Source organism: Nostoc sp., assembly GCF_036917615.1.
GTDB lineage: Bacteria > Cyanobacteriota > Cyanobacteriia > Cyanobacteriales > Nostocaceae > Nostoc.
In genome coordinates, this window is record NZ_JBALCZ010000092.1 from 32,758 (window position 1) to 55,362 (window position 22,605).

23 protein-coding genes and 1 pseudogene are annotated in these 22,605 nt (G+C 42.8%); 16 read left to right on the forward strand and 8 right to left on the reverse strand.

Features of this window, described 5'->3' with window-relative positions:
- Positions 1-146 precede the first annotated feature (146 nt).
- From acnB to V7K85_RS34440, 4 genes are read left to right on the forward strand one after another with little or no spacing between them, the layout of a single operon-like run.
- Entirely contained in the window at positions 147-2,777 is a 2,631-nt protein-coding gene (gene acnB / locus V7K85_RS34425) for a bifunctional aconitate hydratase 2/2-methylisocitrate dehydratase (protein WP_334820890.1), read from the forward strand.
- A gap of 57 nt (positions 2,778-2,834) precedes the next feature.
- Positions 2,835-3,281 (forward strand): DUF29 domain-containing protein, encoded by a 447-nt coding sequence (locus V7K85_RS34430; protein WP_334820891.1) that lies wholly within the window; start codon positions 2,835-2,837, stop codon positions 3,279-3,281.
- 13 nt (positions 3,282-3,294) lie between these two features.
- Complete coding sequence (locus V7K85_RS34435; RefSeq protein WP_334820892.1) at positions 3,295-3,561, forward strand: type II toxin-antitoxin system HicB family antitoxin; 267 nt, start codon at positions 3,295-3,297, stop codon at positions 3,559-3,561.
- Complete coding sequence (locus tag V7K85_RS34440; RefSeq protein ID WP_334820893.1) at positions 3,554-3,793, forward strand: type II toxin-antitoxin system HicA family toxin; 240 nt, start codon at positions 3,554-3,556, stop codon at positions 3,791-3,793. The genes V7K85_RS34435 and V7K85_RS34440 overlap by 8 nt, the downstream gene beginning before the upstream one ends.
- Here V7K85_RS34440 and V7K85_RS34445 read toward each other — a convergent pair.
- Complete coding sequence (locus V7K85_RS34445) at positions 3,774-4,232, reverse strand: hypothetical protein (protein ID WP_334820894.1); 459 nt, start codon at positions 4,230-4,232, stop codon at positions 3,774-3,776. The two genes, V7K85_RS34440 and V7K85_RS34445, sit on opposite strands and share 20 nt — an antisense overlap.
- Before the next feature lie 718 nt (positions 4,233-4,950).
- On the opposite strand from V7K85_RS34445, the gene V7K85_RS34450 reads away from it, so the two are divergent.
- The 10 genes from V7K85_RS34450 (at position 4,951) to V7K85_RS34495 (ending at position 12,239) form a co-directional block, all read left to right on the forward strand.
- Positions 4,951-5,232 carry a DUF4258 domain-containing protein gene (locus V7K85_RS34450; RefSeq protein WP_334820895.1) on the forward strand — a complete coding sequence of 94 codons (282 nt, stop codon included), beginning with the start codon at positions 4,951-4,953 and terminating at the stop codon, positions 5,230-5,232.
- 17 nt (positions 5,233-5,249) lie between these two features.
- A complete protein-coding gene (locus tag V7K85_RS34455) occupies positions 5,250-5,480 on the forward strand; it encodes a type II toxin-antitoxin system MqsA family antitoxin (protein ID WP_334820896.1) in 231 nt (76 codons plus the stop codon).
- A 53-nt stretch (positions 5,481-5,533) separates the two neighbouring features.
- Positions 5,534-5,767, forward strand: a complete 234-nt coding sequence (locus V7K85_RS34460; protein WP_334820897.1) for a type II toxin-antitoxin system HicB family antitoxin — start codon at positions 5,534-5,536, stop codon at positions 5,765-5,767.
- A gap of 165 nt (positions 5,768-5,932) precedes the next feature.
- The gene (locus tag V7K85_RS34465; RefSeq protein ID WP_334820898.1) at positions 5,933-6,136 is read left to right on the forward strand and encodes a hypothetical protein; all 204 of its coding nucleotides are present in this window, start codon (positions 5,933-5,935) and stop codon (positions 6,134-6,136) included.
- 845 nt (positions 6,137-6,981) lie between these two features.
- Positions 6,982-8,130 carry a hypothetical protein gene (locus V7K85_RS34470; protein ID WP_334820899.1) on the forward strand — a complete coding sequence of 383 codons (1,149 nt, stop codon included), beginning with the start codon at positions 6,982-6,984 and terminating at the stop codon, positions 8,128-8,130.
- Positions 8,131-8,297: 167 nt separating this feature from the next.
- On the forward strand, positions 8,298-8,492 hold the full coding sequence (locus V7K85_RS34475; RefSeq protein ID WP_334820901.1) for a hypothetical protein: 195 nt from the start codon (positions 8,298-8,300) through the stop codon (positions 8,490-8,492).
- A 1-nt stretch (position 8,493) separates the two neighbouring features.
- Positions 8,494-9,009 (forward strand): phage tail protein, encoded by a 516-nt coding sequence (locus V7K85_RS34480; RefSeq protein WP_334820903.1) that lies wholly within the window; start codon positions 8,494-8,496, stop codon positions 9,007-9,009.
- A 21-nt stretch (positions 9,010-9,030) separates the two neighbouring features.
- Positions 9,031-9,660 (forward strand): hypothetical protein, encoded by a 630-nt coding sequence (locus tag V7K85_RS34485; RefSeq protein WP_334820905.1) that lies wholly within the window; start codon positions 9,031-9,033, stop codon positions 9,658-9,660.
- A gap of 33 nt (positions 9,661-9,693) precedes the next feature.
- Positions 9,694-10,200, forward strand: a complete 507-nt coding sequence (locus V7K85_RS34490) for a CIS tube protein (RefSeq protein WP_334820907.1) — start codon at positions 9,694-9,696, stop codon at positions 10,198-10,200.
- A 95-nt stretch (positions 10,201-10,295) separates the two neighbouring features.
- Positions 10,296-12,239 carry a VgrG-related protein gene (locus V7K85_RS34495; RefSeq protein WP_334820909.1) on the forward strand — a complete coding sequence of 648 codons (1,944 nt, stop codon included), beginning with the start codon at positions 10,296-10,298 and terminating at the stop codon, positions 12,237-12,239.
- Between the two features lie 358 nt (positions 12,240-12,597).
- Here V7K85_RS34495 and V7K85_RS34500 read toward each other — a convergent pair whose 3' ends face one another.
- From V7K85_RS34500 to V7K85_RS34515, 4 genes are all read right to left on the reverse strand, one after another.
- The gene (locus tag V7K85_RS34500) at positions 12,598-13,797 is read right to left on the reverse strand and encodes a DUF4159 domain-containing protein (RefSeq protein ID WP_334820911.1); all 1,200 of its coding nucleotides are present in this window, start codon (positions 13,795-13,797) and stop codon (positions 12,598-12,600) included.
- Positions 13,798-13,873: 76 nt separating this feature from the next.
- Positions 13,874-14,953 carry a phage tail protein gene (locus V7K85_RS34505; protein WP_334820913.1) on the reverse strand — a complete coding sequence of 360 codons (1,080 nt, stop codon included), beginning with the start codon at positions 14,951-14,953 and terminating at the stop codon, positions 13,874-13,876.
- A gap of 51 nt (positions 14,954-15,004) precedes the next feature.
- The gene (locus V7K85_RS34510; protein ID WP_334820915.1) at positions 15,005-17,215 is read right to left on the reverse strand and encodes a putative baseplate assembly protein; all 2,211 of its coding nucleotides are present in this window, start codon (positions 17,213-17,215) and stop codon (positions 15,005-15,007) included.
- Complete coding sequence (locus V7K85_RS34515; protein ID WP_334820917.1) at positions 17,205-17,633, reverse strand: GPW/gp25 family protein; 429 nt, start codon at positions 17,631-17,633, stop codon at positions 17,205-17,207. The genes V7K85_RS34510 and V7K85_RS34515 overlap by 11 nt, the downstream gene beginning before the upstream one ends.
- 341 nt (positions 17,634-17,974) lie before the next feature.
- Here V7K85_RS34515 and V7K85_RS34520 point away from each other — a divergent pair, with 341 nt between their 5' ends.
- Positions 17,975-18,988, forward strand: coding sequence for a hypothetical protein (locus tag V7K85_RS34520; RefSeq protein ID WP_334820919.1), 1,014 nt, complete (start codon positions 17,975-17,977; stop codon positions 18,986-18,988).
- 257 nt (positions 18,989-19,245) lie between these two features.
- A complete protein-coding gene (locus V7K85_RS34525; RefSeq protein ID WP_334820921.1) occupies positions 19,246-19,440 on the forward strand; it encodes a hypothetical protein in 195 nt (64 codons plus the stop codon).
- An 82-nt stretch (positions 19,441-19,522) separates the two neighbouring features.
- On the opposite strand, the pseudogene V7K85_RS34530 reads toward V7K85_RS34525, so the two are convergent.
- The 3 genes and pseudogenes from V7K85_RS34530 to V7K85_RS34540 all read right to left on the reverse strand — a co-directional run.
- Positions 19,523-19,699, reverse strand: a pseudogene (locus V7K85_RS34530) (IS1 family transposase); the annotation flags it as partial.
- Between the two features lie 171 nt (positions 19,700-19,870).
- Positions 19,871-20,419: an FHA domain-containing protein gene (locus V7K85_RS34535; protein ID WP_334820923.1), complete on the reverse strand. Its 549-nt coding sequence runs from the start codon at positions 20,417-20,419 to the stop codon at positions 19,871-19,873.
- Positions 20,420-20,433: 14 nt separating this feature from the next.
- Entirely contained in the window at positions 20,434-22,569 is a 2,136-nt protein-coding gene (locus V7K85_RS34540) for a substrate-binding domain-containing protein (RefSeq protein WP_334820925.1), read from the reverse strand.
- Positions 22,570-22,605 lie beyond the last annotated feature (36 nt).

Here is a 22,605-nt window from a genome sequence, read left to right on the forward strand (position 1 = left end):
GCGAGACAAAAAACTTAAAGTAAGGAGATTCACTTGCTGTTAATTCCACCTGTAAAGACTTGTGAGGTTGAATGCTCCTGAAACTAGGGAAGTGATGATCAACACTTAAAACTTTGTTTGGCTAAATATTTGGAGTAGAGTTAAGAATGCTGGAATCATATCGTAAAGACGTTGCCGAAAGAGGGGCACTGGGAATTCCCTCCTTACCATTAGATGCAAACCAAACATCCCAATTGTGCGAATTACTGAAAAATCCGCCAAAGGGTCAAGAGGAGATATTATTGCATCTATTGAGCGATCGCGTTTCTCCTGGTGTAGATCCAGCAGCTTATGTCAAAGCTGGATTTCTCACCGCGATTGCCAAAAAGGAAATCACTAGTCCCTTGATTTCGCGCATAGAAGCGGTAGAATTGCTAGGGACGATGGTAGGTGGCTACAATGTGCAATCTTTAATCGATTTGCTGCAATTCCCTACCGTATCCCTCTCAGACTCATCTGAAACACCTCTGGTGATGGGCGGACAAGGAAAAGAACCCATCGCCGCTTATGCCGCCAACGCCTTAAGCAAAATCCTCTTGGTGTATGACGCCTTCCACGATGTTTTGGAGTTGTCTAAAACCAATCCTTTCGCCAAGCGGGTAATTGACTCTTGGGCGGAAGCTGAGTGGTTTACCATTCGTCCCACAGTCCCAGAAGCGATTACTGTCACCGTTTTTAAAGTCCCTGGCGAAACCAATACCGACGACTTATCCCCCGCCCAAAGTGCCACAACTCGCCCAGATATTCCCTTGCACGCCTTAGTGATGTTAGAGTCACGGCAACCGGGAAGTTTGAAAACCATTGCCGAGTTGAAGAAAAAAGGGCATCCTGTAGCTTACGTTGGGGATGTAGTTGGTACAGGTTCCTCGCGTAAATCTGCCATCAACTCAGTATTGTGGCACATGGGAAATGATATACCTTTTGTACCAAACAAACGCGCTGGGGGTTATGTTTTAGGTGGTGCGATCGCGCCTATTTTCTTTAACACAGCTGAAGATGCCGGTGCTTTGCCTATTCAGTGCGATGTCACCAAACTAGAAACTGGCATGGTAATTACCATCCATCCCTACAAAGGCGAAATCACCAATGAAGCAGGCGAAATCATTTCTACCTTCGCCCTGAAACCTGACACCATCCTCGATGAAGTCCGTGCTGGTGGACGCATCCCCCTACTTATCGGACGTACCCTCACCGACAAAACTCGTCTTGCACTTGGTTTAGAACCCAGCACTGTTTTCACCCGTCCCCAGCAAGCCTTTGATACAGGTAAAGGCTACAGCCTAGCACAGAAAATGGTAGGTAAAGCTTGCGGATTACCTGGTGTGCGCCCCGGCACATCTTGCGAACCGATCATCACTACCGTTGGTTCCCAGGATACCACAGGCCCCATGACCCGCGACGAATTGAAAGAACTCGCCTGTCTTGGTTTCAGTGCAGACTTAGTGATTCAAAGTTTCTGCCACACTGCTGCTTATCCCAAACCAGTAGACATCAAAACCCATCACGAACTCCCCGACTTCTTTGCCTCCCGTGGCGGTGTCGCGCTACGCCCTGGTGATGGTATCATCCACTCTTGGTTAAACCGGATGCTGCTACCCGACACCGTGGGAACTGGCGGCGACTCTCACACCCGCTTCCCCTTGGGTATTTCCTTCCCCGCCGGTTCGGGATTAGTGGCATTTGCAGCAGCTTTGGGTGTCATGCCTTTAGATATGCCAGAGTCAGTTTTGGTAAGATTTAAAGGTGAATTGCAACCAGGTATCACCCTGCGGGATGTGGTGAATGCCATTCCCTACGTGGCAATTCAAAAAGGTTTGCTGACAGCAGAGAAGCAAAATAAGAAAAACGTTTTCTCTGGGCGAATTCTGGAAATAGAAGGTTTGCCAGATTTAAAAGTTGAACAAGCCTTTGAACTCACCGATGCTAGTGCCGAGCGTTCTTGTGCCGGATCTACAATTAAGCTGAGTGTAGAGACAATTTCGGAATATCTGCGTTCTAACGTAGCGCTGCTGAAAAATATGATAGCACGAGGCTATGATGATCCGCGTACCATGCTGCGCCGTGTGGCAAAGATGGAAGAATGGTTAGCAAATCCGGTGTTATTGGAAGGTGATGCCGATGCGGAGTATGCCGAAATAATTGAAATTGATTTGAACGAAATCAAAGAACCAATTGTTGCTGCTCCCAATGACCCCGATAATGTAAAATTATTATCGGAAGTTGCTAATGATCCAGTGCAAGAAGTATTTGTCGGTTCATGTATGACAAATATTGGTCATTATCGGGCAACAGCGAAAGTTTTAGAAGGCGTCGGGGAAGTGAAAACTCGCCTGTGGATTTCACCACCAACCCGCATGGATGAACACCAACTTAAAGAAGAAGGTGTATACAGCATTTTTGGGGCTGCGGGTGCGCGGACAGAAATACCAGGATGCAGTTTGTGCATGGGAAATCAGGCGCGAGTTGCTGATGGTACAACAGTGTTTTCTACCTCTACCCGCAACTTCAATAATCGCATGGGTAAAGATGCGCGAGTGTATCTTGGTTCAGCAGAATTAGCCGCAGTTTGTGCGCTGCTGGGACGGCTTCCGACAGTGCAAGAATATTTGGATATTGTGGCGAGTAGAATTGAGCCTTTTGCGGATGATTTGTATCAGTATTTGAACTTTGATCAAATCCTCGGTTTTGAGGATGAAGGGCGCGTGATTTCTAAGGAGCAGAAGGCTTTGTTGGTATAGTTTAATTAGGTGGGTGTTATGCCCACCTAATATTTAGCATTTCCCAGAGGAATATTAATGACCAGTCCATCTTTTATAAATGAACAAAATCTCTATGAACAAGACTTTTACTTGTGGACACAAACCATTGCCCAACAGTTAAAAGAAAATAATTTTAATGAAATAGATATACCTAATCTAATTGAAGAAATTGAAAGCATGGGGAGAAGTGAAAAACGCGAGTTAACAAATCGATTAATTGTGCTATTAATGCACTTGCTGAAATGGCAATATCAACCAGAAAAACGTAGTGAAAGTTGGCGCAGCACCATTTCTGAACAACGTATCTGCATTGAAACATTATTAGAAGATAGTCCGAGTTTGCAACCTCTACTTGCAGAAGTATTTGAAGATTGTTATCACAAAGCTTGTCTCAAAGCATCTGATGAAACAGGAATTAAATTAAATTTCTTTCCTAAAGAATCTCCTTTTACATTAGAAGAAACATTAAAAAATAACTATTAATTTGGAGGAAAGAATGAATTTTTACACCGTTGTACTCCGAAAAGATTCTGGCTATTGGGTTGCTTTATGTTTAGAAAATGGTATTGTCGGGCAGGGAAATACTCAAGAAGATGCAATTAAAAAACTGAAAGAAGCAATTGAATCCTTTGAAGTGGTTTATGAGTCTGAAAGTAATATTTATAAATCTTCCATTTCAATAGATGAATTACATGAATTTTTATCTTTTGAAGAAAAAGAACAAGATTTAGAGATATATGAATTAAGGAAGGTCTATGCCTAAAAATATACCTTCCCTGAAACCAAAGGAGTTAATTAAGCTTTTAGAACAAGCAGGTTGCACATTTCATAGAGAAGGAAAAGGCGACCATTGTTTATATACTCGTGAAGTTGATGGTAAAAGGAGAGTAGTTCCTATAGATATGGGTGCAAGAGAAATGTCTCCTGGTTATGTTTTGCGTATTTTTAGGCAATTTGGTTTTACTGATGAGGAAATTAAAAGTCTTTTAAGTTAAATTTCAATTCTGTGACAAACTTTTCAAGGTCGTCTTTTAAGTCTTTGACAATCTGCTTTTGCCTTATCAGCTTTTCTTCCAAATCGGGAATTTTATTTTCTTCTTCTTGGATAGTTTTCTTTTTTTGTTCTTTAATATTTTTTAAATTTTCTAAAGTTATCTGGAGTTCAGAGGATTGTTTTACAACCACCTCTTTGCTTAGATTATTAGATACTGGCAAAACCTGATTAATAGCTAGGGGTGTTTGTGAGGAAGATACTTGTTTCTCTATAAGTCTGTTCATTAATTCCCGCTTTTCATCTGGATCTCTAAGCTGTCTAAATTGATCTTTTAGAGAAATTAGTTCTTGCTTAGGCAGTGATGGAATGCCGTAATATTCTCTCTTCAAGAACATACCTTTTAATATGTAGCCGCTATTAAAAGCGTTATTTAGTGCCACAAAGTACTTAGATCCCTTAGATTCCCAACTATCTGGAAACTCGTCTTAGGGTATAAACCCTGATTTCTGATCAAAGTATTCAACGATATCGAGCATAGATACGTGCCCAGAGCCACGTTCTCTCGGAGTATCCCCCAGATGTATCCCCACGTCTTTGAGAGAAGCAGTTTCCATTGTTCCCATAAAAATACAATTAGAGTGTTGTTTAGGTGGGCTAGCTCACATAGTACTTGCAGATAACTGTTAAATCCGTGAGGTCAGCCTTCTTCCACTATAATATTTTTATTATAAATATGTAAAATTTTACAACAATCTTTATATTACTTATTTTAGAAAATACAGTGGTCATTAAATATATTCTATATATTAGAGTATAGATTATATAGTAAAGTATATAATATAGGCTGGAAAGATTAATACTAGGGTTTGAGAGTTATAATAGCTGTAGGATTTAGGCAAAAATTCTCTGAAACTCTTATTTATGAGTTGATTAAGAGTGTAGTCGCTCCTTTAATTGTCGTAAAAGCGCGATCGCACCCTCGCACTTTGCACACAGACCTAATCCCCCAACCCCCCAACCCCCCAACCCCCTTCCCTACGAGGGAAGGGGGAGAAATCCGGCTCCCCTCTCCGCTTCGGAGAGGGGTTGGGGGAGAGGTCAATGCATGTATGCGATCGCTGTAAACTGTTAAAGTCTAATTAGTCTGAGATTACCATCTTGTTCGATGAAATTTTGCAACAAATGCGGGATAAAGTTTCTTCTCGTCAGTATTTAATGACGCTACACGCTGAAGAAGAAATGAGCGATGATAATCTAACAATCTATGACATTGAACAAGGTATCCTCACAGGCGAAATACTCGAACGTCAAAAAGATAAAGTTACAGCAGAATCTAAATATCGCATCAGAGGTTTAACTCTTGATGCAGGGGAAGTCGAAATAATTGCCAAGCTAAGTCCAACTGGAAAACTTGTTATCATTACTGTATACATACCCTAATATCAGGAAAGTGGGAAATGCTGTGTGATCTTTGTGGAAGTGAAGGTGTCAAAATCCGTCAAATTACTAGAACTTACGGTAAGGGTAAAGACCTGCTAGTAATAGAAAACATTCCAGTGATAACCTGTACTCTTTGCGGCGAAAGTTATTTAACTGCTGAAACTCTTCACAAAATTGAACAAATCAAAACTAACCGGAAAAAATTAGCTGTTGAACGTCCTGTGGAAGTGGCTAGTTTTGGATCATGAATAGTTGCCAAAATTAAATATTGCTTCAGCTATTCTCTCACTAATAAACATTTATGGACTTTTACACAAAAGTTTTGCGAAAGAGTGCAGGTTACTGGGTTGCTTTATGCTTAGAAAATGGACTCGTAGGACAAGGGATAAATCAAGAAGCAGCAATCAACCAACTTAATGAAGCGATCGCCTCTTTTTTGTCAGTCTATAAAATAGAACCTGATATTTACTATCCTTCACTCACTATAGAAGAATTACATGAGTTTTTGGCAGTAAAAGACACTGAATCTTTATGATAAATCTTTAAGTTCAAGAAACTTAACGTCAAAGTGCGTAGGTGTAGGCCATCGTAGACATTGCTTTGCAGATTTTGAACAAATAATATTCTCAATTAGGAAAATCAAACTGAGATAATAGAATGAGTTGCGATGTTTATTTAAGACTCACAAGCCAAAACCCAGATGAAAGCTGATAAATATCCATTTGCTCAAGAACTAATCACTGGTACTGAAGGTAACATCAGGAAAGTAGTTATAGATTTCCATGATTATCAACGTCTGCTAGAAGCTATTGAGGATGAACGACTAATTCTGGCGATGAAGGAAGTGCAAGATGAAAAACCACTGAACCTTAAAGAAGCATTAGCAGAACTTGAGAAAGAGTGAATACCCAATATTTACCCAGCTTTCTGAAAGATATCAAAGCACTAAAAAGTATACCACACTTTGAATCTATTAAGGTACTCGCCTTTGAATAAATACCAAATATATAGAATAGGTTTTGCACAAATTAGCGAGTGGAGTCCACTTTTACGTGCTTCTGAACCAGGCAAAGTGATGAAAATTTTAACCCAAAGCGTTCCAACAGACTGATAATTATATCTGCAATTGTGTTGCGATCGCATTTGGGTATGCCTACGGCAGCAAGGTAGATCATTAAAGTAAGTAGGGTATTATACTCTACTTACTATTGATATTTATCTCAACAATTGATTTTCCAGGCTGAGTTTACTTGGGCGGGAAAGTTTTTTGTTTTACAAGCCTTGGCGTTCGCACTACCTCTAACATCTGCTTAAAAGTCTCCTGGCGTACAACACACATTGCTGTAAACTCTTCTGGTTTTAAGCTCTTCACTTGGAAAGTAGGTCATCAATTCTACCCAACTCTTACCTAACTTGTCCCACGCACTTGGGACTTTTGCAAGAGGTCTAATGAAATAGCCCTGCATTTTCCCTGAGGGATATGTAAGGAAATCAGAATCAGACTTCTGTCTGATCTCTTCTGCTTTAAACTTCCCTTATATAGAGTTATATAGTCTATATCTAAATAGTTGCTTAAAAGTATGGCTGTTTTCTGCATTTCTCCCTCTGCCCCGATTTGAGATTATCTTCTTTCAAGGTTGTGCTAATTGGATAGGCACTCAGAAGGGTGCAAAACCAACCAATATTTTCTAGACTTATCGTCTAAAAAATAAATGTTTATTGATGTCTTAACCTATACACTTAATGATTATGAGACAGCCCTCTATGCAGAATCCATCCAACGATCTTGACCCTTCAGAGCAAAAGTTACGGGAGGCACTCAAACAGGTAGAAGTGACCGATTACATATTGCCCCAGCCTGAATGGACTGGGACTCACTCAGTCAAAATTCCATCGGTCAGACCTTCTCAAATTGCAATAAATACCGACATCAACGCAGAACCATTGTCAGCAAAAATCTCTGAAGATATGACTATCTTGCAAGTGGCAAGTCCTCTTCCAGAAGCAGGAAATGACAAGACCGTTTGGCAAATACCACCGAACCCAAGCCCCCAATATTCTCCTCCTTCGGTAGTATTGGTCAATCATGTATCTCTCTCGCCGCAAAAATCTGGAATGGTAGAAGGGATCGGGTCTTCATCCCAACCTAACCAAACCGTTGAGGCAGTAAGGCTTAAGCCAAATTCCATTGCTCAATTTTCCTTAGAGAATGATTCTAAAAATCTTAATGCTGCTGGGGTTGCTCTAGTTCAAAATCATGACAACACCAGTGTTCAATATTCAGATTCGGTCATTCAAAACCTAACAGATCGGACTATTGTCCAATACTCGGACTCAGCCATTCATAATCCAGCAGATCGAACGGTTTATCAAGCAATGCCGCCATTGTCTACCGAGCTGGATCAAACGGTTTTCCAATCGAGGATGCCACAATCTTCAGTGTTAATGCCTGCGGAGATTGTACCAAAAAATCGGGCGCATGTTCAACTATTCCATCCAAGTACTTTTTGGGATATGTTTCAGACATCAGGCTCGTTTACCTCGCGCTTTATAAGTAGCACAGGGCAATTTTTTCATTCAATCTGGAGGAAGATTGACCTAAAGCAACTACAATCTCGTTTTCATCTGGGCAGGCAGCTAGCTGTGGTGAAGACTTTAGAACAGCCATCTTCAAGCCCCATCAATCGTTCTACTGATAACGTGATGGTTTTAGAAGAGGAGCCTAGCTCGGAGCAGTATCAGAAAAAACTGCGGGAGTTGGATCATTGTCGACTTTCTTTTGCCAAAGAGTTGGCTAGAAATGGTAAATTTCGCAATGCGATCGCTATGGCTGAACAAATTTCCCAGACAAGCCACTTTTTTAAGGATGCCCAGATGCTGATTCAAAGTTGGAAGTAATTTTAAGTAACTGCCTTTTGGGATTTGAAATGCGACGTTTGTCTGTTTTCATGCTTCATTACCCACCCTAATATGGGCTTACCCACCGACTTACGCACATTTTAGCGTAGCGGTCGTCTGAGCCTGTCCTTGGGAAGTTAACGCCCATCAATGATTCGGTGATGTCCATGTCCCAAAACTCTCGTCATACAAACTTAACCTACACAGATTTTGAGTATAACCGTCTGGCACAGTCAGCTCAACAATATCTCAACAATCCGGTGCTAATGCATCAATTATGCGATCGCGTTTACGAACGACTCAACGCAGATATCAAAATTCAAAAAGAAAGAATCGGTAACTCTAGTACAGGAAGACAATAAAATGGCTACACAACAATCCAATTCTCACTTTGAGAACTACGTTACAACCAACCGATTCTATATAGAAATCGGAAAAAATATAGTTGCCTCATTTTCAGAATGTTCAGGCATCAGTATTGAAGTGGAAAAGGAAGTATATCAAGAGGGTGGCGTAAACGATCAGCAAAGAATTAGTTTAGGACACACTCGTTTTTCAGATATCACACTAAAGCGGGGGACAACTGACGACCATACCTTTTCGGAGTGGTTAAGCGAATTATTTGAGCAAAAAACGCGGCGACGCAACGTGACTATTTTGACATACAACCAAGCTGGAGAAATTATGAAGAGCTGGTGTCTGATTGGTGCCATTCCAGTGGGGTGGAAACTCCCAAGTTTAGAGGCTGATGGCAATATGGTTGCAGTTGAAGAATTAACTTTAGCCTTTGAGGGTTTGAAAATTGGCAAGCAGTCTGCTGGTGGCGATGCAGTCTCTAGGGATGCGAAGGGATATTTTGGTGAAAGCGCCTGGAAATGAACGTAAATTGGAAGTTTAATCATGAGTGAGTTTAACCGCCCTATTGAGTCCAAATCTTCAGAGCGCTCTAACGGCGCTTCTGAGGATAGTGTAGACAACCAAGCAGATAAGACAATTTATGACCTATTGCGGCAGCTCAATCGGAGTAATGCTGCGAAGACACCAACCGATCAATCGACACAACAGTCTAGTATTCGAGACTTACTGGCTTATGACAACGATCGCCATCACCAACGTGCTAAAGCCCTGTCGCTAACCCAAGACTTGACCCAGCAGGAGGGTGAGCTTCCACCAGGTACTTTTGCACCCCAAAACCCCATACTTGAGGAAGTCCTAACTCCAGCCGTCAATACTGTTCAGCAAGCAGCAGAAGATTTAGAATTGCTTGCACAGATCGTTTGCGATCGCATCAGTCCGCATCTAAACTCTGAAATGGAACGTAGAGGCTTCCATCAAAGCAACCGAATCTTTTCGCATCAAACGATTGCAACCCATCAGATAGACTCTGCACACGCTCTATCTTCCTCCAAATCTGAACAGGCAACAGATGTACTAGAACAACTGGCCCAGGAAATCGAGCAGCTTTTGCACCACCGTCTAGTCCACGAGCGCGAGCGATGGGGACGATTTGTAGGCTGTTTACCCTGGTAATTTTAATGCATTCAAAGGGTTGAGGAAAACGCAATGAAACTTGAAAAAGCAAAATTGATAGTTCATAGTGACCCCAGCGGACAAGCCAAAGATATTGAGTTCATGTTTAATCCGTCAGAACTTGATTTCACTCGGCGAATAATTTGGGATAGTGATGTAGGCAATCGGGGAACCACTTTATTGCCAAAGGTTAATTTTTCTGGGGTAGAACCCTATTCGTTTACATTACAGAATTTGTTATTTGATACTTATGAAAAAAAGACATCTGTTCTTAAGGAATATATTAACAACATTAAAAAGGGTGCAACGGCTCGTAGCAATACTCTTACTCGCCCGCCAGTCTATATCTTGACCTGGCACGATAGCTATTTTCACTGCGTTATGACGAGTTTGAACTATCGACTCACCCTATTTCTGGCTGATGGCACCCCGGTTAAAGCGATCGTTAATATTGCGCTCCAAGAAGTTGATCCTGAAAATATACCGGGAGGAAAGCTACCTACACCAGGAGCCATTGATGACAAACTTACTAAAGCCTAAAACCTGCTAAAGGTTATCTCAATCCAAGAACCTATCCCACCTGTCAAGGGAACAACCTCTAAATTTTTACCTAACAACACTGAGAATATTTTCCAATGCCTACCAAAAATAGTCAAACCCTTTATTTATCCAAGCCTATACTCAAACTGGGTGGAGCGAAGGCACCAGAAGAACTAATGAAGGACATTCTGGAAATTGTTGTGGATGAAAGCTTACATATGCCAAGTATGTTTATTATTAAAATCCATAATGTCTATGTCGCTGCGAGCGAGAACAGCGAGCCTTGGAAAAACGAAAAGTACTTTAATATTGGCGATCAAATTTCGATTGGTTTTGAGGCTAGTACGACAGAAGATCTTGACTTTCAGGTGGCTGAAAAAGAAGAGCGGTTAATTGAGGGCGAAATTACAGGTATTGAAGTCAAATTTTCTCATACATCTGAAGCCCATATTATCGTGCATGGCTATGATGTTTCCCATCGATTGCATCGGGGTCGCTACAACCGATCTTTCTTAAACTGTACGGATACCGATATTGTGCGACGTGTTGCTCAAGAAGCGAAGATTAAAATCGGTCAATTGGATGCCAGTGGTGCCTCCCATGAATATGTTTTCCAAGAAAATCAAACCAATATGGAGTTTCTGCGGGAGCGCGCTGCAAAAATAGGGTTTGAACTCTTTGTGCAGGACAATAATATTCACTTTTGCAAGCCCAAAAGTGATGGTTTTCTCAAGCTGAAATGGCTTGAAGATATTACGAGCTTTGATGTAAGAGTTACCAGTGCTGAACAAGTTAGTTCGGTTCAAGTTAATAGCTGGGATTATGGTAATAAAAAGTTAATCTCAGAAACCGCTTCAAAGGAACAGTTGGTCACAGACACAGGAAATGGCGACGGGAGCAGCACCAGTCAGAAGTTTAAAATGAAACAACCTCCTAAAATGATTGTGGTAGACCAACCTGTAGCAACTCCAAAAGAAGCAAAACAGATGGCTCAGGCTCTTTGTAATGAACTGGGTGGAGAATTTGTGACTGCTGATGCCAAAGCTGTGGGAAACCCTACAATTCGACCGGGCAAAGTTGTTACACTTGAAAATATGGGAACTCGCTATAGCGGCAAATACTACATAACAGGAACCTGTCACCGTTACATCCATAGGGATTATACAACTAATTTTACAGTTCGAGGGCTGAGAGAAGGGAGCTTACTTTCTACATTGCCGCCCAAAACCCATCTTCAGCCTGGTCAGACACATTTAGTCGGTTTGGTAACTAATAATAATGATCCAAAAGGTTGGGGGCGCGTTAAAGTAAAATTCCCTACCTTAACCATGAAGGATGAAAGCCATTGGGCTAGGGTGGTAGGGCTAGGAGCAGGCAATGAAAGAGGATTTTATTGCTTGCCTGAGATCGACGACGAAGTTCTGGTTGCCTTTGAGCATGGAGATATTCATCGACCCTATATTATTGGTGGAGTTTGGAATGGTAAGGATAAAACAGTTGAAACTGTGGATGACACAATTCAAAACGGTCAAGTGAGACTACGTACCATAAAAACCCGTGCTGGTCACATAGTAAAATTTGTTGATGATGATAAAGGTACTGAAAATCGAGGATATTATGTCCGAACTGCAACTGGTTCTGGCCATCGCCTCAGCTTTAATGATACACAAAAATTTATCGAAATACAGACTGCTCAGGGGCAAACCGTCACTTTGAATGACATTGATGGCAGCGTAAACGTCAAAGCTAATACAATGATTAATAATACTGCTCCTCTTTCTATAGGTTTGGAATCTACTACAATTGCTAATAAAGCAAGTGGAGCTATTACTAATACCGCAGGTGGAGCTATTAATATTAATGCAGGTGGTGCAATTGCTATTGATGCAGGTGGTATAATTACTATTAATGCAGGTGGTGTAATTGCTATTGATGCAGCTGGTGCAATTACTATGAATGCAGCTGGTGCAATTACTATGACTGCTACTGCTATTGCGCTGAATTCTGCCGTAGTCACTGTACAGGGCATACCTATTTAGGTATTGAAGAAAATCACAATCTAGACTGCTGAATCCTTTTTTACAAGCGCATAAGTTAATTTCCGTCACAGCTATTAAGAAATTAGAAATATATATTCTCAAGCTATCGTTACAAGGTGAATTCGTGTGACGATAACTTGACAATATAGCTTGACTGAAAATAGGGCAACATCTTCCGATGGAAAATTAACTAGTATGCTGGATACGACTGATTACCTACTAGAAAAACCTAATTATATTGGTGCAGGAATTGCTTTTCCCTTTCTACATCCCGTGAAAAGTCAGTTCCCAGAAGAGCTGCATCAGGTTTATTTTTATATACTTCTTCACTTGAAACTCTTAATCTTACTGGGTTTATTTATGCAATAGCGCCCCCTTCAGACTGTAAATCGATCATCTGTTTGCGTTTCCAGGCAAAATGTAGGATATTTATCCCTAACTCTTGAGCAGTTCTGATGTCAGTTCGCGATCGCTGCAATTCTTCATCTAAACCCCATAATCCGCCCAGATTGCCGATCGCCAGAATAATTCCCCCGCCAGACAAGAGTTGAATTCTGGTTCCATCCATCACTGGCAACGCAGAAAATAGAAACGGCTTTATCCGCAAGGGATGGTCGCGACGGACTTCTTGTAAAGACTTTAGTGGTGTCTGCAAATGTTGAGCTAGTGCCTGGACTGATTGAATCAGTTCTGTACTCTCAACGGGGGCATCGACCAGCAAAGTGCCCCCCGACTTCAGGTAGCTTGAAAGCATTGAGAACTGATGGTTGTTTAGCGATAAACCCTGATGCCCAGTCAGATATAGCAGCTCGTAGGGATGGATATCTCCATCCCAAGTGACTCGATCGACGGTTTCTGCACCTTTTAAAGATGGATAGATATCTTCAACAGCGCGCAGTAAGTAGGTGAGATTGAAAAAATTTCGGCTACAGTCTTCATCATCAGAGTTAATTTCAGCAATTTGAACCAAGCCTTGGGGTCTTGCCTCTGCTTGACGGCGATAGCGTAGATCTAAATCGCCGTATCCCGGAAAAAAGACATCAGCAGGTGTGCGGAGCAATTCCTGTTGTGATCGTCGCAGCAGGACACGACAAAGCTCCACATCTGAACGCTCAGGGGGACGGCTTCTCTCGTCAATTCTGAAGGTTTCCTGTACGACTTCTCGATCGGGGCTTCCCCCCAACTGATCGGGATCTCGATACTGAGCAACTAAATAAACAGTGACAGGTTCTGAATCCTTTAACTCGGTTGCGATCCGAAAATTGATTTGATGAGGCACGACAATCGGATTCCCTTCTAGATCGATGGCAATTCCCGGCTGAATTTGTACCCAGCGATTGTCTCGATATTGAGCGGCAACTTCTTCTGGAGCTGGGATTACCCGTACTCCTAACCCGCAAACAATTCCTGGCTGATTGATTGATTGATAGTGAAGATTTTGGCGTTTGCGCTGATAGTCATGGGCGCGTTGCCAACGCTCGGCAGTTAGGAGCAAGCCATCTCTAACTTGTTGGCGCTGCATAGGGGCGATCGCTGGATTTGGAAAAGGATGGGTCATGAAGAAATCTCCAATGCGATAGACTAATTCGGTTGAATAAGTTTTGGGTGAAGGCTCAACAATGGTCTGTTTTTATCTATTCTGTTTCTATCCGCAGGCTGTAGGAGCAGAATGCAGGTTTTTCTTGATCGATTATTCGCCGGACAAGCTGCTCGTCGATTGGGCTGTTCGGCTGGGCGCGCAAGCGCACATCAAAGTAATAAGGCTTGCCACCGCCGATAATCGCATTTTCGCCTACATAGGCCAATCCAAATAAACATCCTTGACCAAAGGGTTCAGTGATGCTGATTGATTTATCTTCTTCCCGGTCAATTTGTTCGTCGAGCGGTAAACCCGTATATAAATGTAGATAAAATCGAAGTCCCTTACGGGTTCCGCGACAGCGATAAATTTCTACGGCGCGTCGAATTAGCCGCCTTTGATGGGTTAAATCTAGCTGTGCATCAATTGGCCAGTCTACCCAGTGAGCTAGAAACGGCAGGAGCGCCTCAGGTGCAGTCAGCGGGTCTAGATGGGCCCACATTGAACTGAAGCTATTCACTACCGGATCGAACGCTTGCTCAAAAATTTTGATGAAGCGATGAATATAGTCAACTTCTTGATAAACTATCGGCAAAAAAGCAGTATAGCTGCTTCGTGGTCGAACATTTAGCTCAAAGTTGGATTCTTGAATCGGATCTAGACTTGACCCTTGACTCAGGCTTTGGCTAGCATAAATCGACAGACAACCTCGAAAGTTGAGTTGCTTTTCCTTGCTCCCCTGAAGAGCATCTTGACCCTCAAAAAAATCGTTAGGAATCAGAAACCATAAGTCAGCATGTCTGCTTTTCTTGGCAGCCACTTCTAGCGTTACAAGGTTGATCGCAGTCTCCATTGCAGTGCCTGACGTTTGCGCCACTGAGTTCTGTTCTTGGGCTGTCCCGAATTGAGGTGCGCTCTCAACATCCGTCTGTACCTGACACCATTCCAAAGGAAACGTCCCATCTAGCTTTAAGGTGAGGTTTTGAGGTTGAGACTCCCAGTTTTTAATCTCAAGGACAACCCGGCAGAGTTCTCCCGGATAAACCACAATTTCAGATTGCGGTTGCGAGCCTTTTGTGGCTTCAACTCCCAGCATCCGACTGCCTCCTTGGGAGGTGGTCGCAGAAATCTGCATAGGAGAGATATGAAGACTGGCTGATTTGGAGGTAAGTACTGGCACCATACCCTAAATCCTCACCGCAGATTGGTCTGTCAAAACATTTACACTATGTCCTGTGCGCGCCTGCGGATCTGCCCAGGAGCAGAGTAAACCGAAGGAGCCGGGATCTATGTAGTTTACAGGTGTTGTTTGCCGCTGCCAAGATTCCCCATTTTTTTGAATAGGAAACAGCAAGATAGCGCCCAAATATTGAATTCCTGCTATTTGCTGAAGGAGAGCCATTATGTCTGACGGATAAAGAGGGCGACCAAAGGGCCAGCCCGTCATCTCTGGACCACCAGTTAAAGGATTGAGGTAGCGATAGAGCGCAACTTTTAGTTTCTGGATAATCTCGGCTTGAGCGCTTGGGTTTTTATAGGCAGGCTCTAAGGTGACTTCGGCTTGAACCGATATGCCAACATAGTTGGGCTGCTGTAGTTGCACCTGAATGCCTAGCAAACGTCTTTCGTCTAGATAGTGCAAGACCCGATCGCGCAGAGCCGAATTTAAATTGAAGTTGTCTGGAGCAATTCCCTGTCCTAAGTCAATCAGGTCGGTATTAGCTTGAGGCACGACGCAGACGCTGACGCTTCCGGCAGTTTGGCTGGCGGACATCGGTAAGCACAATGCGCGGGCGATCGCACCGCCGCTGCCTTTGAGAGTTAAGGCTTCAAAATCTGAAGCAGTGACGGCTCGATCGTGCGATCGCAGCATTTGAGGCGCTCTCAAGACGGCTCGTTCCAGAGACTCGGCATCGGCACCGTTAACGGCAGCATGATGATTGGTTACGCGGTCTATATAAGGAATTGCCGTCTTCATAAAACTCAGCGTCTTCGCCCGCACGTTTCCCTGTTTACCGCCCCCGGTACGATAGGTAAACATAATTTCAGCACCATGGGGAGGAATTGCCCCATACTGTTGCTCAATCATTTGATCGTGAAGGTTTCGACCGGGCGATCGCTCTACTGGCAGCACTTGCTGTAAATAGGAACGGGTTTGCGTTTGCTTTTTCAGCGTTTGAGGTTCGCGAATCAATGGTCCAAACTGAATAGTGCCTGCCAATACATCAATCACATAATGCCGATCTTGGGGGTTTGAGTCAGCAAAGTCTTCAACCTCCTGCCAGATTTCGGGGGGCTTTCCCAGAGGAAGAACAAGCAGTTGCTCCTCTCCCCGGCGCTCCAGAATGGGCGCGGTCTCAACTTCAAAGCTCTGCCCTGGCTTGCCGTTGCTGAGACCTAATATTTCCTCCTGTATCAGAACGCACTGGCTAGCCTGTACCGATCCGCCAATGGCATACATCGCAATTGTTTTAATCCGAGGAGAATTTGCATATCCTGGCTGGTCTGCGCCAGATTCAGTGAGGGTGCAGCGAATCCAACGACCTTGATAGGCATCAAAACTGGATGCAGGCCAGCGTTCGGGCAGATGTAGAATCACATTACCATTCTGCTTAGAGCGATCGCCATTTCTCGCATTCTCGTTAAAGCTAAAGCCATTGGTGGTGTCGTCTGCTTCCTGTAAGAGCACCTTTATCCATGATTCGCCGTCCCAAGCTTCCCAACTGCGGGGAGGATGCTTTGGATCGATGCCTGTAGGCGTACCTTGCGCTCCTGTGAAGGCGATCTGCAACACATTTCCTTGCAAAGGGGTATCAGGCTCAATCACAAGATAAAAGCTATTGCCAGACTGCGGCTTTTGCGGAAATAGTTTGAATTCGTGAGTCACTGCAAGACCGTCATGTTGATGATGCCATTCCCCGGTGTGGTTATGGAGCGATTCAGGAGTATTACCCGCCTCTGGTGCAGTCAAAATATGTTTTAAGGTCGGTTGAGCGATTAACAGGTCTCGATCAGTAGTAAAAATAATAGCTTCTTGAGTTTCAGTGCGCTCTGTTGCAACTTCTGTTCCGCGTGGAATGGTATAGTTTTCTAGTAAATGAGTGCTGAGGTAGAAAGTCAGCCTAACATGAGCTGGCGTCGGTGGCTGTAGACGGATTCCTAAGAGTTCTAGAAAGGCTATATAGTTTTTACGGGGAACCTGATTGAATCGCATCAGCATCTGGTCGGTGAGCCAAGCAAATAGCTCGACTAGGGTAATGCCAGGATCGCTGAGATTGTGATCCGTCCACTCTGGACAATAGCGGGGAATACGCAGTAGGCATTCTTCTACTAAATCGTCAAAGTTGCGATCGTCCAGCCGAGAACTGGGAAGCCGAGGTAAAAAGTCAAAGTTCACTATTCTCCACCTCTGAAACTAAATAAAACGGGTAGACAAAACTGTAGGGGTCGGGATGAGATTTGAGGCGATAGTCAATGAGAATATTGACGCGCCCAGTAATTGTGTCGGGATCTGCGCGAACTTCATCAATGTCAATTCGAGGCTCCCATTTTTGTAATGCTTCCAGTACGTAGATCCGAATTCTTAGTAAAGTATCGTTATTTAAGGGGGCAAAAGCTAGTTCTGATAAGCGACAGCCAAAATCAGGACGGTATAAACGTTCGCCTAAATCGGTACGCAAAATTAACCAGATTGCCTCTTTGACTTTCTGAGCTTCAGAACTTAGCTTCAGTCCTCCCTGCATATTGCTTTGCAATGGGAAAGATAAGCCTGTACCTAAATACTTCTGCGGCTGCTCGTTTATTAGGTTTGCCATCCTCATTGTGCCTAAACTTCGGGTATACAGTTTAGGATATCTGGCGATCAAAGAAATTTTATCAGCCGAAGGTCTATATGCTTAAAAAAGGGCTGACAGTACACTATAAATATACTCTAAAACTAAAATCAAAATGATCAAGCTAAACAAGAATATGAATTAGAAGGAACTATATTCATATCTTTGTCTAAAAGAATTTAATAATGAAAATTAATAAGATAATGCAGATAGACAAAGAAGAATATGTCAAATAATTCAGTATAAAGATGAAATTAATCTAGCCCAAAAAGGCATCTGCACATATAAACAAAAAGTTCAGTCACTAATACATTGAGGATATTATGACAGATTTTCTGTGTTGTTCGCGCAGGAGAAAAAAAAACAGAGAAGGAGCAAATTTCGGAGGAGATCCAAATCCCCTGCTCACTGGAAATACTCAGGGAGGTAGAGGTATTCTGAGTAGTAACAACCGCAACCTCCTTTCCTCAACAAGTCTATATTCACAAACACAACAACAAAGACATGCAGAGGTAGTAGGAGCAGATTTTAATGGGAGTGGTGTAGAAGATACACAACTTGCAGCAGCAAAAAGTAATACAGGAAAACCACAAGAAAAAATAGAACAACAAACCCAAACGACTCAACAAAAGGATAAAGGTAAGGCACGACAGCAAGAAGGTAGTCAGGGGAGTAGTAACGACCTTGGCGAATCTGCTCAAAGACAATCAGATGAACAAAATAGAAAGAAGTTTCTTGAGGATTATCCACTAGCTGCCAAAATGTTGAAGAACATTGATATAGGCGAAAACGAGAAAAAAAATCTAGAGACTCTGAAGAAAGAATTTATGAACTCTGGATTTGTATACACCATGAATGCAACACATGAAGATAGATTTTTAAATAATACGAAAAAAGAGGGGGATTGCAGTACTCTTGCTAGAGCCTACGTTAAAATTGCCAAAGAATATTTGGGCATCGATAACGTGAAAATTGGTTGTAAAAGCGGAGATTTCTTTGTTCCTAATGGAGGGAAAGTGTTGGATATGAATAATACAACGGGGAATGTGGACAATGGGAAACATTGGGTCTTCACCAAACACTACTGGGTCGAGTCTCCAATCGGCAATATCGATCTTCTTTTCCTCGGACAAGAGGCGAATAAAAGTCAGTGGATTGACAAGACCGGAAAAGACAAGGAGCATGAAATTGATTACGACATTTTCGGAGATTACAGGGTGTATGAGGCCAACGTCATGGGTAAAATAGCAGAGAGATACGCAACTGACTTAAATGAAGCGAAAAAGGGCAAAAAGGCGGAGGCAGCGGCGATGATGGCGGTGCTGAAACAAAAGTGATCCCCTACTTGCTAACGTGTTGCCAAGTGATGTAATTTCGAGCTTAGTGTGTAACTGTTTTTTTATGCTGCTTTGTGCCTATAAAAACCAGCAAATAGTTAGTTCAGCAGATAGTTACTATACAGATTATTAATGGCTTTAATTTAAATGGAATAACCCTGCTTATAGACATAAGTATAGTGACATTTTATCGTCAAAAAAACTAGCATGAAATTAAAGCTACTTTCTAATATTATTTAAACTACAAGGTGAAAATCATGGAATCAATTGGATACTTTTTTGCTAGAGTTTTCGGCGGAATTATTGATAAGCTATCCGATCAAATGAGATACAAGATAAGCGATATTGCTGAATCGAAAATCAGAGAAACAGCTGAAAGACCATTTAACCAAAGTACAACAAACAACCAGCAAACAACAACTGATCGCCAAGATAAAAATACAAAATCTTAATTGAGAGTATGTCACTTACTTAAGACAAAGCTAGAGCAATGAAAACTGTCTATTAGTCTTAAATAGGTAAGGATAGATAACCCTAAATCCGTAGCAAATCATTATAATAATAGGTAAAATACCAGATAGCTCCGATATGGTTTTCTAACTTTTTGGAGAATGACAAGGTTTATCTAAGCAAACGGGAAAATCTGTAACATAAAGTACAGTTAAATGTCTCAATGCCGTTAGTTTTACCACTGGTTTTGCTAACGGCTTTTTGGATTACGAAATTGTAGCAAAGAACAAAGCGATCGCTCTGCTTTTTGCTGTTTAATAATATTTTAAGCACCCTGGTGTCTGTTTTATCTAAAAAGAAAGTTACAAAACTAATGTTCTAACTCTAGATTCACTTAATAACCAAAAAAAGATGAATCTCATGTATTGCAATTTAACTTGAAGTATGGTTCAATTCGACTTGCAAGCAAATCAACCGCTCTTGACCTAGTTGTAATTTATCTCCATGACTTAAGGGATGGGGTGCTCCACGAGGTAATAATTTATCATTGAGGTAGCTACCGTTTAGGCTATCATCAACAATCATGTAAGCTTCTCGAGCAACATCCCAGTAGAGATGAGCATGGGTGCGAGAGACGATACCTGCATGGGGCAGTCCCGTTAAATCGATTTCAGGCCGCATCCCGTTAGAAAGATTTTGACGACCGATTACGCCAGACTCCCTAAGTAATAGAAAACTTTGTTGGCTGGGATGAAGCAACTTCAACTGAGGACGCTCCTGACTATTGATTTTTGATGAGAACTGGGACGAAGGAGCCGAGGTTTGAGCATAGCGGGCTGCCGAAGCTACCATAGCAGGGGGTGGTTGTACTGCCTGTGCTAAGGAAGTACCGCACATTGGGCAGATATTAGCGTTGTGCGGCAGTACCTGATTAAAGAAAGAGCAGCTTGGCTCTGGACAACGATGAGTTTGGATTGCCATAGTAATTGCGCTCCCTAACGATTCAGAATAGCTGACGATAATGTGTAGTTTTTAGGTGGAGTTTGCAGCGGCACAAGACCCGCTTGCTGAAGGAGATACTGACCATCTTGAGTTTTGAGAAAATTAGCGAAGAGTGGTCCTGATACATTCCCAGGCAAATTATTATCTCTTGGATAGGCAATAATCAACGGTGCGCTGAGTGGATAGGTTGCTGTATGAAAAGCTGATATATTAAGTAAGGGCTTTTTCTCTAAACAGAGATTGTCTGATGGAGAAATAGGTTGCATTGTGCCGTTGGTGGTTTCTCTGAGCAGGGGCTGTACTGGGTCTACATTTTCCTGGGCAATAGCTAGGGGGTAAATCTTGCATTGATCCCAGGTTTGGGTCAATAGTCCGAAACTAATTGAGCCAGCTTCAGTTTTTTGAGCCTGCTTTTCTCCAACTGCGATCGAGCGCAAGGTATCAAAGGTTGAACGTTGCTCAATCTTGCTAAATTGGGCAATCAGACTCGGATCGTTGCCTAAAACTTTTTGTTGGAATAGGCGTAATGCTTCAGGTTCCATCGGTCGATAGGGTTTGATCGGCAAGTTAGGAAAATCTGAACCTAGCTGTTTCCAGTTGGTAAGTTGCCCTGTAAAAATTTGCTGCAATTGGGCAAGACTGATTTTGCCTCGCAATGCACTTGGTAGATTTTGACTTTTATAAGCAGGTACATAGACTAAAAGACCATCGTAGGCGATCGTTTCCGGAATTAACCCTTCGGGTAGTTGGGTTGATAAACTGGCGATCGCAAAATTTGCCTTGGCGTTCGCTTCGAGAACTTCGTTGAGGGGAGACCGTTGAGGGGCATAAGTTCGGTAGTTAAAAATAGCTGCTATATCCAACTTGGGCTGAGTCAGCAACGCTCTAATTTTGCGATCGCTCACGGGCTTCTTGTCCAAGACAGTTGTCCAAGTTCCCAGCCCTTCTCCCGTATAGGGATACTGTCCTGGCTGAATACCATTAACATCTGCAAACGATGGCAAAAGATGCTTAAAGCTATTCGTCTCTGCGTAAGAATTTGACATGAATCGCGGCAATAGCAACCACAAAAGCCCTCCCAATAGAGGCAAAGCAAGTAAACTCAAAAGCCAATACTTTCGAGATTTCGGTTTCGCTGGAGACTCTGGGCTAAGATTTCTATAAAAACCAGCAGCCGTTTCAGGTTGAGGCAGTTTAATTAAAGCCTGACGCGCCTCTGCCGCAGAGTTGAACGGAGTTTCTAACCCTAGTAAACGAAGCAGGAAATCTTTCAGGGGCGGATCATCCTGGGGCCAATGTTGAGCCTCGCGCGGATTTAGCGGTGCGTCAGAACCAGAGTGAATCGCTTCAGCCGTCCAGAGAGCAAACGCGATCGCTCCAAGATCGATTAAGTCTTGTTCCGGTAACAGCACTTGGCGCGGGGCAGGGACAAAAAGCTGTTCCCAGGATGCCAGATCGCAGACATAGACGTAGCCGCTATCACTTATGACTAAGCTGTCAAGCCTCAAGTTGCCGTGGGCAGTTCCTGAACCTATTGCAACAGATGCAAAACTCGATGGCTGACTATGGAGGAAATGTAGCGACTGCAATATTTGATTTAGAACTTGTCGCACTTGCGATGCAGAAAAGGCTCCTGTCTCTCTCAAAGCCTGCTTCAGCGTAGGAAGTGTCGCGATTTCGCCTGAAAAAATCAGATAGACACGATCGCTGGATGGATCAGCAATGGTCTCTGATGGACTGACCAACCGAAACTCCCGACCCTTCGGGGTGGTCAAATTGCCCTTAGCCACTTGACCCAAGGCTGTTCTGCGCTGTTGTGCTTCCACAGCATTAAAATATTGCTTAGGCAGCAAATACTCTTTCACCACAACGGATTGACCATTGTTGGTCTGAGTTCCTCTGTAAAGCCGTCCCATTCCCTGAGATCTAAGCATTTCTGAAATGCGATAAGTGCCTAAGCTGCCCCGGAGTTCAGTCTGAACTGGCAATGTAGTGGGGAATCCGCATTCCATACAAAACTTGGCACCCGGTATCTTCTCAGTAGTTTCTATCGGCTTTCGACAGCCCAAAGGCGCATTTTGGGTACATCGGTAGAATTTAGCTAGCACATTAGAATCAACAATAGGCATAAAATCTTCTCGGTAGTTAGGGCTAAACCAAAATGA